Genomic DNA, 11,977 nt, shown 5'->3' with positions numbered 1-11,977 from the left:
TCTCATGACCGCAGCTACATACCAGGAGATCACTGACGAGAACGGACGGGTGTACCGGATAGGGGAGTCACCGCACGACATCATGGGGCGCTCCCGCAGTTTCATGGTCTGGCTGCCCTGGATCGCCATGATGGCGGTCAGCGTGTTCGAGTACGGCTGGGGCGCCGTCGAAGGCACCCTCGAGGAGAAGTACGGCTGGACGCTGTCCGACGCGTTCTGGCTGGCGAGCGTCTGGGCGGTGTTCCAGGCAGGGGTGGCGTTCCCGGCCGGCCGGCTCAGAGAGCGCAACGTCGTCTCGGCGAAGACGGCGATGCTGGCCGGTGCCGTGTGCAGCGGAATCGGCTACTTCACCATCGCGCACAGCGGGAACCTCACGCTGGCGTTCATCGGGTACTCGGTCCTCGGCGGCACCGGCGCCGGGCTCGTGTACGCGACCTGCATCAACATGGTCGGCAAGTGGTACCCGGAGAAGCGCGGCGCGCGCACCGGGTTCGTGAACGGCGGCTTCGCCTACGGCTCGGTGCCGTTCATCTACCTGTTCAGCGCGTTCCTCGGGCACGAGAACGTCACCGGGGTGCTGGACGGCATCGGCCTGTACATGCTGATCGTCGTCGGCGTGTGCGGGTTCCTGTTCAAGGACCCGCCGAAGAGCTGGTGGCCGAAGGAGGTCGACCCGCTCACCTGGGCGAAGGGCAAGGCCGGCGTACAGACCCTGGCCAAGAACCCGCCCGCGGTCCGCCAGTTCACGCCGGTGGAAGCGATCCGGACCGGCATGCTCCCGCTGATGTGGGTCTGCCTGGTGATCATCGGCGGGGTTTCGCTGTTCGGCATCAACTTCCAGGTGCCCTTCGCCAAGGAAAGTCACTTCGGCGCGTTCGTCGCGGCTTCGTCGGCCGGCGTGCTGGCGATCGTCAACGGCACGGGTCGCGCGGTCGTCGGCTGGGCGTCGGACAAGCTCGGCCGGCGCCAGACGCTGACGATCGTGCTGCTGATCGCCGCCGGCGCGCAGTTCGGCGTGCTGTACGCGGGGAACACGCACAACCTGGTGCTGTTCATGGTGTTCGCGTTCCTGACCGGCTTCGGTGGTGGCGCGTTCTACCCGCTGTTCGCCGCGCTCGTGCCGGACTACTTCGGCGAGAACAACAACGCGTCGAACTACGGCCTGGTCTACAGCGCGAAGCTGGTCGGTGGGGTCGGCGGCGGCGGGCTCGCCGCGGGGGTGATCAGCGCGTGGGGCTACACCGGCGCGTACGTCCTGGCCGGGTGCATCGCGGTGCTTTCGGCGGTGCTGACGCTGTTCCTGCGCCAGCCGGGCCGGCCGCGCCACCAGCTCGCCGAAACCGAGCTGGTGGCACGCCCGTCCGCCGCGGCGGGCGGCTGATCCGGTTACCTGCTCCCCGGTCCTGCCTCAATCAGGATCGGGGAGCCTCCGGACGTTCGTGGTAGGCCTGGCGGGTCCGTTCGGTGTGCTTGCCCATGATCTTCTCGGCCAGCTCCCCGTCCTCCATGGCGATCGCGGTGATCAGCTCCTCGTGCTCGTTCCACGCGTCCCGCCCACGGGGCCGGGCGATCGGCGTGTAGTACCACCGGACCCGGCGGTCGACCAGGCCGATCAGCTCCGCCAGCACGGCGTTCCCCGACAGCTGGGTGATGAACGCGTGCAGGGCGGCGTTGGCGGCGACGAGGCCTTCGGTGTCCTCGGCTTTGAGCGCCGTGAGCCCGGCTTTCTGCAGTTCCCAAAGCCGGTCGATGTCTTCCGGGGTCGCGTTGCCGGCGGCGAGCTTCGCGGAGTGGGTCTCCAGCACACTGCGGACGCTCAGCAGCTGGTCGGCCTCCTCGTCGGTGGGCAGGTGCACGAAGGCGCCCTGCGCGGGGCGGAGGTCGACCCAGCCTTCGCTCTGCAGCCGCTGCAGCGCTTCCCGGACCGGCTGCCTGCTCACGCCGAGGTATTCGGCGAGGTCGGCCTCCACCAGGTGCTGCCCGGGTTCGAGGGTGCGGTTGATGATCAGCTCGGCGAGCGCTTCGTAGACGACCTGGCGCAGCGGCGCGGGCCGCTCGACGCGCTTGGCGGCGGTCGAGCTGAGCGAGCCCTTGGCCGTGCGGCGACCGGTCGGGCCGCGGTCGGGCAGCGGGGAAGCGGGCTGGCTCACGGGACACCTCGAGTCGGAGAGGAAAGCGGTGATCTGCCTCCAGGATACAGGTTTTGGTATGCAAAATCCCACAACTCACCCGCTGGTGCCGGTTTTGGGTCGATGTGGATCAGTCGCGGCCGGAGGACGTTACCTGCGGTGTCTGAATTGTCGCTTTCAACTGCGCCGCCTGTGTGATCGCGGGGCGAAGACTGGTTTCGATAGTGGATCCAGGATACTGTATGCAATGATGCGCAGGACCAGGGAGGCACATCATGAAGGTGGCTGTTCTCGGGGCCGGGGCGATCGGCGCCTACGTCGGGGCCGCGCTGCACCGCGGCGGGACCGAGGTGCACCTGATCGCCCGCCGGGCCCACCTCGCGGCGATGCGCGAGCACGGCGTCCGCGTGCTGAGCCCCCGCGGTGACTTCACGGCCCACCCCCACGTCACGGACGACCCCGCCGAGGTGGGCGAAGCCGACTTCGTGTTCCTCGGCCTGAAGGCCAACTCCTACGCTTCGTGCGGCGAGCTGCTCGCGCCGCTGCTCGGCCCGGAGACGGCGATCGTGGCCGCGCAGAACGGCATCCCGTGGTGGTACTTCCACGGCCTGCGGGGGCATCCGCTCGAAGGGCGGCGGGTCGAGACCGTCGACCCCGGCGGCTCGGTGACCGCGGTGCTGGAACTGCACCGGGCGATCGGCTGCGTCGTGTACTGCTCGACGGTCATCGAGGAGCCGGGCGTCGTCCGGCACCTGGAGGGCACCCGGTTCTCCCTCGGCGAGCCCGGCGGCGAACTCTCGGCGCGCGCCAAGGTGCTCAGCGCGGCGATGATCGCCGGTGGGCTCAAGGCGCCGGTCGAACCCGACCTGCGCAACGACATCTGGATCAAGCTCATGGGCAACGTCGCCTTCAACCCGCTCTCGGCGCTGACCCGGGCGACCATGGCCCAGATGTGCGAGCACGAGGACACCCGCGAGCTCGTCGCCACGATGATGAGCGAGACCCTCGCCATCGCCCGCGCGGCCGGCGCCGACCCGGAGATCTCGGTCGAGAAGCGCATCGACGGCGCCCGGCGCGTCGGCCACCACAAGACGTCGATGCTGCAGGACCTGGAAGCGGGCAAGCCGCTCGAGATCGACGCGATCATCGGCGCGGTCGTCGAGCTGGCCGGCCTCACCGGCGTGCCCGCGCCGGCCCTGCGGTACGTCCACGCCGCCGTTTCCCTGCTCGACCACACCAGCAAAGTCCCCGTCGGGTCGCACTGACCGGAGGTCACCGTGAAGCGCAGGAACACCGAGCCGTACGTCCGGCTCACCCAACCCCTGGTCCGCGATTCCGGCGTGCTGCGGCCGGCCACCTGGGCCGAAGCCCTCGACCGGGCCGCCGCCGGGATCCGCCGCACCCTCGCCGGAAAGGGGCCCGAGGCGTTCGGGATGTTCTCGTGCGCCCGCGCCACCAACGAGATGAATTTCGTCGCCCAGAAGTTCACCCGCGCGGTGATCGGCACGAACAACGTCGACTCGTGCAACCGCACCTGCCACGCGCCGAGTGTCGCCGGCCTGGCGAGGGTGTTCGGCAGCGGCGGCGGCACGTCGTCCTACCAGGAGATCGAGGACGCCGACGTCATCGTGATCTGGGGTGGCAACCCGCGGGAGGCGCACCCGATCTTCTTCCACCACGTGCTCAAGGCCGTCCACAAGGGAGCGAAGCTCTTCGTGGTCGACCCGCGGCGGACCAGTACCGGGAGCTGGGCGCACCGGCAGCTGCAGCTCGAGGTCGGCACCGACATCCCCCTGGCCCACGCCATCGCGCGGGAGATCATCCACTCCGGACTCGTGAACACCACGTTCGTCGAGCGGGCCACCGAGGGGTTCGCCGAGTTCGCCGCGTCGGTCGAGCCGTGGACGCTCGAAGCCGCGGAGAAGACCACCGGTGTCCCGGCCGGGCTGATCCGCGAACTCGCCCACACCTACGCCCGCGCCGACCGCGCCCAGCTCTCGTGGACCCTCGGCATCACCGAGCACCACAACGGCACCGACAACGTGCTGGCGCTGATCAACCTGGCCCTGCTGGCCGGGCAGGTCGGCCGCTACGGCGCCGGGCTGAACCCGCTGCGCGGGCAGAACAACGTCCAGGGCGGCGGCGACATGGGTGCCATCCCGGACCGGCTCCCCGGCTTCCAGGACGTCCTCGACGCCGGCGTCCGCGCGAAGTTCGACAGCGCGTGGGGCTCGTCGATCCCGCCGCACCACGGCCTGAACCTCACGCAAATGCTCGACGCGATGGAACGCGGCGAGCTGACCTGCGTGTACATCATCGGCGAAAACCCCGTGCAGTCCGAAGCGGACTGCGAGCACACGATCAAGCGGCTGGCCAACGTCGACCACCTGGTCGTCCAGGACATCTTCCTCACCAAGACCGCCCAGCTGGCCGACGTCGTGCTGCCGGCGACGGCGGCCTGGTGCGAGAGCGACGGCACCTTCACCAACTCCGAACGGCGGGTCCAGCGCGTCCGCAAGGCCCTCGAGCCGCCGGACGGCGCGCGGGACGACATCGAACTGCTGTCGGAGCTGGCCCGCCGGCTCGGCCACGACTGGCACTACACCGGCGGCGAAGAGGTCTGGGACGAGCTGCGGTCGCTGTCGCCGATGCACGCCGGGATGTCGTACGCGCGCCTGGAAGAGCTCGGCGGCATCCAATGGCCGTGCTACGCCGAGGACACCCTCGAGCCGACGTTCCTGCACGCCCGGCTGTGGGCCGGGGACCCGGCCGAACGCGGCCGGCCGGCGCCGTTCACGGTCATCGAGCACAGCCCGCCGGTCGACCTGCTCACCGAGGAGTTCCCGATCCGGCTCACCACCGGGCGGCGGCTGGACTCCTACAACACCGGCGTCCAGTCCGGCGGGTTCCCGTCCCCGCTGCGGCAGGGGGAGACCCTCGACCTCTGCCCCGAGGACGCTCGCGCCCTCGGCGTCGAACCCGACGAGCTGGTCCGGATCTCGTCCCGGCGCGGCGAGATCGTCGCGCCCGTACGGCTGGACAAGGGGCTGAAGCCCGGGCTGGCGTTCATGACCTTCCACTTCCCGGACGAGGTCGACGTCAACGTCATCACCATCGAGGCGACCTGCCCGATCGCCGGCACCGCGGAGTACAAAGCGGCGGCCATCCGCGTCGACAAGATCCCGGCCGAGGTCTGAAGTGGACCTCAAACTGCTGGACGCGATCGCGTCGCACGAAGAACGGGCGGCGGTCGCCGGGTTCGCCGGCGGCGGCCGTGACCAGCTGCTCCCCGCCCTGCACGCCGTCAACGACCGGGTCGGCTGGATCAGCCAGGGCGCGCTGAACCTCATCTGCGAGACACTGCACGTGCCGCCCGCCGACGCGTACGGCGTCGCGAGCTTCTACTCGCTGTTCGCGCTGGAGGAGCGCCCGGAGCGGGTGGTGCACGTGTGCACCGACCTGGCCTGCCGGCTCACCGGCGCCGAGACGGTGTGCGACGTCCTCATCGAGCACGTCGGCGCCGCGGGGAAGGCACGCGGCGGGGTCACGTGGCTGCGCGGCCCGTGCCTCGGCGTCTGCGAACGGGCCCCCGCGGCGCTGACGTTCCAGGCCGGCGACCCGGCGACGACCGAGCTGCTCGCCCCGGCCACCGGTGCCTCGGCCGTCCTCGCCGCGGGCCGGGCGCCGGCGGCCGCCGAGGGCGCGCCGCCGGTGATCCACCAGAAGGACGGGCTGCGGCTGCTGCGCCGGGTCGGCGTCGTCGATCCGTCCAGTTTGGACGAATACCGCGCTACCGGCGGCTACGCAGCCCTGCGGAACGCTCTCCGCATGGGCCAGGCCGCGGTGATCCGCGAGGTCACCGATTCCGGGCTGCTCGGCCGCGGCGGCGCGGCGTTCCCGACCGGGCGCAAGTGGGCCGGCGCGGCCGGCCAGCCCGCCGCGCCGCACTACCTGGTGTGCAACGCCGACGAGAGCGAACCCGGCACGTTCAAGGACCGGGTGCTGCTCGAAGGCGACCCGTTCGCCCTCGTCGAGGCGATGACGATCGCCGCGTTCGCGATCGGTGCCCGCCAGGGGTACGTCTACCTGCGTGGCGAGTACCCGCGGGCGCTGCGGCTGCTGCGGAACGCGCTGGACGTCTGCCGCGAGCGCGGGTTCCTCGGCGTGGATGTGATGGGGCACGAGGGTTTCTCGTTCGACATCGAGATCCGGCGCGGCGCGGGTGCGTACATCTGCGGCGAGGAGACCGCGATCTTCAACTCGATCGAGGGCTTCCGCGGCGAGCCTCGCACGAAGCCGCCGTTCCCGGTCGAACAGGGCCTGTTCGGCAAGCCGACCGTGGTGAACAACGTCGAGACGCTGGTCAACGTGCCGCTGATCCTCACCGAAGGCGCGGCCGCGTACCGGGCCATCGGCACGGAGGCGTCGGCCGGGCCGAAGCTGTTCTGCCTGTCCGGCAACGTCGCACGGCCCGGTGTCTACGAGGTGCCGTTCGGGGCGACGCTGCGGGAGCTGCTCGCCCTGGCCGGGGGAGTGCCCGGGGGCCGCTCGCTGCGCGCGGTGCTGCTGGGCGGGGCCGCCGGTGGGTTCGTCCGTCCGGACGAACTGGATCTGCCGCTGACGTTCGAGGACGCGCGGGCGGCGAAGACGACGCTCGGCTCGGGCGTCGTCCTGGTCCTGGACGACCTCGCCGACTTGGGTGGGTTCCTGCTGCGGATCGCGGAGTTCTTCCGCGACGAGTCGTGCGGCCAGTGCGTCCCCTGCCGGATCGGGACCGTGCGGCAGGAAGAGGCGATCCGGCGGGTCCTCGCGGCCGGTTCGGAGGAGCGGCCGCTGCTGCGCGAGGTCGGCGGGGTCATGCGGGACTCGTCGATCTGCGGGCTCGGCCAGACCGCGTGGAACGCCATCGAATCCGCCATCGACCGGCTGGGAGCGCTGCAATGACCAGCGACGACACACGTTTTCCCGTGGAGGAGCCATGACCATCGTGGACATCGGGATGCCCAAGCGGCTCGTCGAGTTCACTGTGGACGGACAGACGGTTCGGGTGCCGGAGGGCTCGACGATCCTCGACGCGTGTACAGCGGCGGGCAAGGACATCCCGACGCTCTGCTACGGCGACACCCTCGAACCGGCGAACGCGTGCCGCGTCTGCATGGTCGAGGTGGAGGGCACGCGGACGCTCGTGCCGTCGTGTTCGCGCAAGGCCGAGCCGGGGATGGTGGTCCACACCGAATCCGAGCGGACCCGGACCAGCCGCAAGGTGGTGCTGGAACTCCTGGCGTCGGCCACGGACCTGTCGACCACGCCGGGCGTCGCGGAGTGGGTGGCGGAAACCGGCGCCGATCCCGGCCGCTTCGGCCCGGACGCCGCCACCGTCGCCCAGCCGGCCCTGGTCGACAACGAGCTGTACGTCCGGGACTACGGGAAGTGCATCCTCTGCTACAAGTGCGTCGACGCCTGCGGCGACCAGTGGCAGAACTCGTTCGCGATCACCGTGGCCGGCCGCGGCTTCGACGCCCGGATCTCGACGGAGTTCTCGAACCCGCTGCCGGACAGCGCCTGCGTCTACTGCGGCAACTGCGTCGAGGTCTGCCCGACCGGGGCGCTGAGCTTCAAGCGTGAGTACGACAAGCGCGAAGACGGCACGTGGGACGAGTCCCGCCAGACGGCCACGTCCACGATCTGCACGTTCTGCGGGGTCGGCTGCACCCTGACGCTGCACGTCCAGGACAACGAGATCGTGAAGGTGACCTCCCCGCACGAGAGTTCGGTGACGCACGGGAACCTCTGCATCAAGGGCCGCTTCGGCTGGCAGCACGTGCAGAACCGGTAGCGGCACCGACCGTGGTTCAGGCGAACCGGACGGTGAACCGCTTCTCCGGCGGATCCGCCGCGTCGCTCTCCATCACCTTGACGAGGAGCGCGGCGATGCGTCCGTACCGCTCCTCGCCGAGGTGCTCCGCGCTGGTGGCGGCGTCTTCCCACACCAGCTCCACGGGCCGGGCGACGTCCCGGTAGAGCCGATCCCAGAGGGCGTCGAGGTTCCGGCCGTAGTACGGCCCGAAGTCGAGCGGGCCGGCCAGCTGGTCGTGCAGGTCCCGTTCGGACCGGATGGTCTTCCCATCGAGGACGACTCGCATCGCTCACTTCCTCTCGGCAACCCGGACCGGCCGAACCTACCGCAGTGGCGTCCGCGCGCCGTTGACCTCGAGCCCGCGGACCAGCTATTCTCGATATGCGAAAGAAAAATTCCGGATAGCGAAATTCGAGGTCGCGATGCCTGAAGAGGGCCACTCCCTGCCGTACGTCGCCAACCTGTCGATCCTGTTCAAGGAGGTCCCCCTCCTCGAGCGGGCCGCCGCCGCGCGGGACGCCGGGTTCACCGACGTCGAGTACTGGTGGCCGTTCGACACCGCGGTCCCCGCGCGCGACGAGGTGGCCGCGTTCGTGCGGAGCCTGGACGGGGTTCGCCTGCGCGGGCTGAACTTCTACGCCGGCGACATGGCGGTGGGGGAGCGCGGCCTGGTCTCGTGGATCGGCCGCGAGGCCGAGTTCGCCGACAGCCTCGTCGTCGCCCTCGGGATCGCCGAACGCACCGGGTGCCGCAGTTTCAACGCGCTCTACGGCAACCGGCTCGACGGCGAAGACCCGGCCAAGCAGGACGACCTGGCCCGCGTGCACCTGGACAAGGCCGCCGACGCCGCCGCGCGGATCGGTGCGCAGCTGGTCCTGGAGCCCCTCTCCGGAGCGGACCGCTATCCGCTCAAGACCGCCGCGGACGCCGTGGCCGTGCTCGACGACCTCGGGCGCGAAAACGTGCGGCTGCTGGCCGACCTCTACCACCTGGCAGTCAACGGAGACGACCTGGACACCCTGGTCACGGTGCACACACCGCGGATCGGGCACGTGCAGATCGCCGACGCGCCCGGCCGACACCAGCCCGGCACCGGCGAGCTGGACCTCGACGGGTACCTCGCGAGGCTCCAGAACGCGGGTTACGCGGGGTTCGTCGGGATCGAGTACGTCCCGGAACCCGACACCGTCACGTCGCTGAGCTGGCTGCCGAAAACCCGAAGGGGACGAGCATGAAACTGGGATTCATCGGACTGGGCGTGATGGGCGCCCCGATGGCCGCGCACCTGGTCGCGGCCGGCCACGACGTCAGCGGCTACGACGTCGCCGCGGCCGCGGGGGAGAAGCTCGAAGCCGCCGGCGGGCGGGCGGCCCGCGACGTGGCCGACGCCGTGGCCGGCGCGGACGTCGTGATCACGATGCTGCCGAACCACCCGCACGTCGAAGAGGTGGTGCTGGCCGCCGGTGGCGTCCTCGACACCGCCGGGCCCGGGACGCTCCTGATCGACATGAGCACCATCCGGCCCGAGACGTCGATCGCGGTCGCGGAAGCCGCGCGGGACAAGAAGATCCGCGTGCTCGACGCCCCCGTCTCGGGCGGGCAGGCCGGCGCCGAACAGGCGTCGCTGTCCATCATGGTCGGTGGCCGCGAAGAAGACTTCGAGGCCGCCAAGCCGGTCCTGGACGCGGTCGGCAAGACCGTCGTGCACGTCGGGCCGCACGGCGCCGGCCAGGTCGTCAAGGCCGCGAACCAGCTCGTCGTGGGCGGGATCTACGGTCTCGTGGCGGAGGCGATCGTGCTGCTCGAAGCGTCCGGTGTGGACGCGGCCACGGGCCTCGACGTGCTCGCCGGCGGCCTCGCCGGCAGCCGGATCCTCGAGCTCAAGCGGCAGTCCATGGTGGACCGCCGGTTCGCCCCCGGGTTCCGGATCGACCTGCATCACAAGGACATGGGGATCGCGCTGGCCGCCGCCCGGCAGGCCGACGTCGCGCTCCCGCTCACCGGGCTGGTCGCCCAGCTCGTCGCCGCCGGCCGCGCCATGGGGTACGGCTCCCTGGACCACTCGGCCTTGCTGAAGGTCGTCGAACAGTTGTCGGGCCGCGTCCCGGCGGAGGTGTGACATGCCCAGAATCCCCGCGATGCAGGCGGTCGTCGACGTCCTGGAAAGCGAAGGCGTCGACACCGTCTTCGGTTGCCCCGGCGCCGCGATCCTCCCGCTGTATAACGCCCTACAAGGCCGGGCGATCGAGCACCTGATCGTCCGTCACGAAGAGGGCGCGACGCACATGGCCGACGGCTGGGCGAGGACGAACGGCAACGTCGGCGTCGCCATCGGCACGTCCGGGCCGGCCGGGACGAACATGATCACCGGGCTCTACACCGCGCACGCGGACTCGATCCCGATGATCTGCATCACCGGCCAGGCGGCGACCACCAAACTGCACCAGGAGGCCTTCCAGGCCGTCGACATCGTCGAGATCGCCAAGCCGGTGACCAAGTGGGCGGTGCAGGTCAAGGAGGCCGCGCAGCTCCCGTGGATCTTCCGCGAGGCGTTCCGGATCGCCCGGTCCGGCCGCCCGGGTCCGGTGCTCATCGACCTGCCGATCGACGTCCAGAGGCAGGACATCGAGTGGGACTCCTCGATCGACTCGCCGCTGCCGGTCACGGCCGTCAAGCCCGCGCCGGCGCGGGTCGAGCGCGCCCTCGAGATGCTCCTCCAAGCCGAGCGCCCGCTGATCCTGGCCGGTGGCGGGGTCGTCCTCGGCGAGGCGAGCGAGCAGCTGCGGGCCGCGGCCGAGCGGCTGGACGTCCCGGTGCAGGTGACGCTGATGGGCAAGGGCAGCTTCCCCGAGGACCACGAGCTGTTCGCCGGGATGGCCGGCATCCAGACCTCGCAGCGCTGGGCGAACGCGGCCTTCCTCGAGGCCGACCTCGTGCTCGCGCTGGGCGCCCGGTTCGGCGACCGGCACACCGGCGAGCTGTCGGTCTACCGCGGCGAGCGGAAGTTCATCCACGTCGACATCGAGCCCACGCAGCTGGGCAAGGTGTTCGGTCCCGACCTCGGGATCGTCTCGGACACGCGGGAGTTCCTCGACGCGCTGCTGGCGGCCCTGGAGAAGCGCGAGGTTCCGGAAAGGCGGGCCTGGGTCGCCCGGATCGCGGAGCTGAAGCAGGCGCTGCCCCGGCGGGACGACTTCGACAGCCTGCCGATCAAGGCGCCCCGGGTGTTCAAGGAGATCAACGAAACCTTCGGCGAGGACACCTACTTCGTCACCGCGATCGGGCTCTACCAGATCTGGTCGGGCCAGTTCCAGCAGGTGCACAAGCCGCGCCACTACCAGGTGTGTGGCCAGGCCGGCCCGCTCGGCTGGGAGATCCCGGCCGCGATCGGCGTCAAGAAGGCGCGTCCCGAAGCCGAGGTCGTCGGCGTGGTCGGCGACTACTCGTTCCAGTTCCTGGTCGAGGAGCTGGCGGTGGCCGCCCAGTACGACGTCGGGTTCGTGCTGATCATGCTGAACAACGAGTACCTCGGGCTCATCCGGCAGGCCGAGACCGGCTACGAGATGAACTTCGAGGTCGACATCCACTACGACTCGATCGGCACGGACAACGTGAAGATCATGGAGGCCTACGGCTGCTCCGGCACCCGCGTGCACGAGCCGGGGGAGATCCGCACGTCCCTGGAATGGGCGCGCAAGGAAGCCGAGCGCACCAGCCGCCCGGTCCTGGTCGAGATCATGATCGAGCGCGAGGGCAACGCCGCCATGGGCGCCGCCCTCGACGCCGTGAAGGAGTTCGAACTCGCGTAACCCCCGCGTGACCACGGCCGCCGTACGAGACCTGACCTCGTACGGCGGCCTTTCCGCGCGCTCGGCCGGGCGGTTGTCGGAAAGTACAAACCCGGGCCGTAAATTCACCCGTCTTTCAGGGGTTTAGCCGTGGTCGGAGCCACACCCGAGCGTGTGTACTTCTTCACGAAGCAGCCCCGAAA

10 protein-coding genes are annotated in these 11,977 nt (G+C 70.3%); 8 read left to right on the top strand and 2 right to left on the bottom strand.

Annotation, left to right across the window (positions count from 1 at the left end; all coding sequences use genetic code 11):
• Window positions 1-4 precede the first annotated feature (4 nt).
• Window positions 5-1,381: an OFA family MFS transporter gene (locus AB0M30_RS40740; RefSeq protein WP_364595902.1), complete on the top strand. Its 1,377-nt coding sequence runs from the start codon at window positions 5-7 to the stop codon at window positions 1,379-1,381.
• Between the two features lie 31 nt (window positions 1,382-1,412).
• On the opposite strand, the gene AB0M30_RS40735 is transcribed toward AB0M30_RS40740, so the two are convergent.
• Entirely contained in the window at window positions 1,413-2,150 is a 738-nt protein-coding gene (locus tag AB0M30_RS40735; protein WP_364595900.1) for a GntR family transcriptional regulator, read from the bottom strand.
• Window positions 2,151-2,404: 254 nt separating this feature from the next.
• On the opposite strand from AB0M30_RS40735, the gene AB0M30_RS40730 reads away from it, so the two are divergent.
• The 4 genes from AB0M30_RS40730 to AB0M30_RS40715 are packed head-to-tail and all read left to right on the top strand — an operon-like array spanning window position 2,405 to window position 7,965.
• Window positions 2,405-3,394 carry a 2-dehydropantoate 2-reductase gene (locus tag AB0M30_RS40730; RefSeq protein WP_364595897.1) on the top strand — a complete coding sequence of 330 codons (990 nt, stop codon included), beginning with the start codon at window positions 2,405-2,407 and terminating at the stop codon, window positions 3,392-3,394.
• A gap of 12 nt (window positions 3,395-3,406) precedes the next feature.
• Window positions 3,407-5,326 (top strand): molybdopterin-dependent oxidoreductase, encoded by a 1,920-nt coding sequence (locus AB0M30_RS40725; protein WP_364595894.1) that lies wholly within the window; start codon window positions 3,407-3,409, stop codon window positions 5,324-5,326.
• A gap of 1 nt (window position 5,327) precedes the next feature.
• On the top strand, window positions 5,328-7,073 hold the full coding sequence (locus AB0M30_RS40720) for an NAD(P)H-dependent oxidoreductase subunit E (RefSeq protein ID WP_364595891.1): 1,746 nt from the start codon (window positions 5,328-5,330) through the stop codon (window positions 7,071-7,073).
• Between the two features lie 34 nt (window positions 7,074-7,107).
• Window positions 7,108-7,965, top strand: a complete 858-nt coding sequence (locus AB0M30_RS40715) for a 2Fe-2S iron-sulfur cluster-binding protein (RefSeq protein WP_364595889.1) — start codon at window positions 7,108-7,110, stop codon at window positions 7,963-7,965.
• A 16-nt stretch (window positions 7,966-7,981) separates the two neighbouring features.
• On the opposite strand, the gene AB0M30_RS40710 is transcribed toward AB0M30_RS40715, so the two are convergent.
• The gene (locus AB0M30_RS40710) at window positions 7,982-8,272 is read right to left on the bottom strand and encodes a barstar family protein (RefSeq protein WP_364595886.1); all 291 of its coding nucleotides are present in this window, start codon (window positions 8,270-8,272) and stop codon (window positions 7,982-7,984) included.
• A 136-nt stretch (window positions 8,273-8,408) separates the two neighbouring features.
• Between AB0M30_RS40710 and AB0M30_RS40705 the strand changes: the two genes are divergently transcribed.
• Genes AB0M30_RS40705 through gcl form a run of 3 tightly spaced genes read left to right on the top strand, consistent with a single transcriptional unit; the run spans window position 8,409 to window position 11,795 of the window.
• Window positions 8,409-9,221, top strand: a complete 813-nt coding sequence (locus AB0M30_RS40705) for a TIM barrel protein (RefSeq protein ID WP_364595883.1) — start codon at window positions 8,409-8,411, stop codon at window positions 9,219-9,221.
• Window positions 9,218-10,105, top strand: a complete 888-nt coding sequence (locus AB0M30_RS40700; protein WP_364595880.1) for an NAD(P)-binding domain-containing protein — start codon at window positions 9,218-9,220, stop codon at window positions 10,103-10,105. Before AB0M30_RS40705 ends, AB0M30_RS40700 begins: the two co-directional genes overlap by 4 nt.
• 1 nt (window position 10,106) lies before the next feature.
• Window positions 10,107-11,795 (top strand): glyoxylate carboligase, encoded by a 1,689-nt coding sequence (gene gcl / locus AB0M30_RS40695; RefSeq protein ID WP_364595877.1) that lies wholly within the window; start codon window positions 10,107-10,109, stop codon window positions 11,793-11,795.
• The last annotated feature ends 182 nt before the right edge of the window (window positions 11,796-11,977 follow it).

Source organism: Amycolatopsis sp. NPDC051716 (assembly GCF_040681595.1).
Taxonomy (GTDB): domain Bacteria; phylum Actinomycetota; class Actinomycetes; order Mycobacteriales; family Pseudonocardiaceae; genus Amycolatopsis.
The sequence above is the reverse complement of the archived record's forward strand: the minus strand, read 5'-3'. Positions and strand labels throughout refer to the sequence as shown.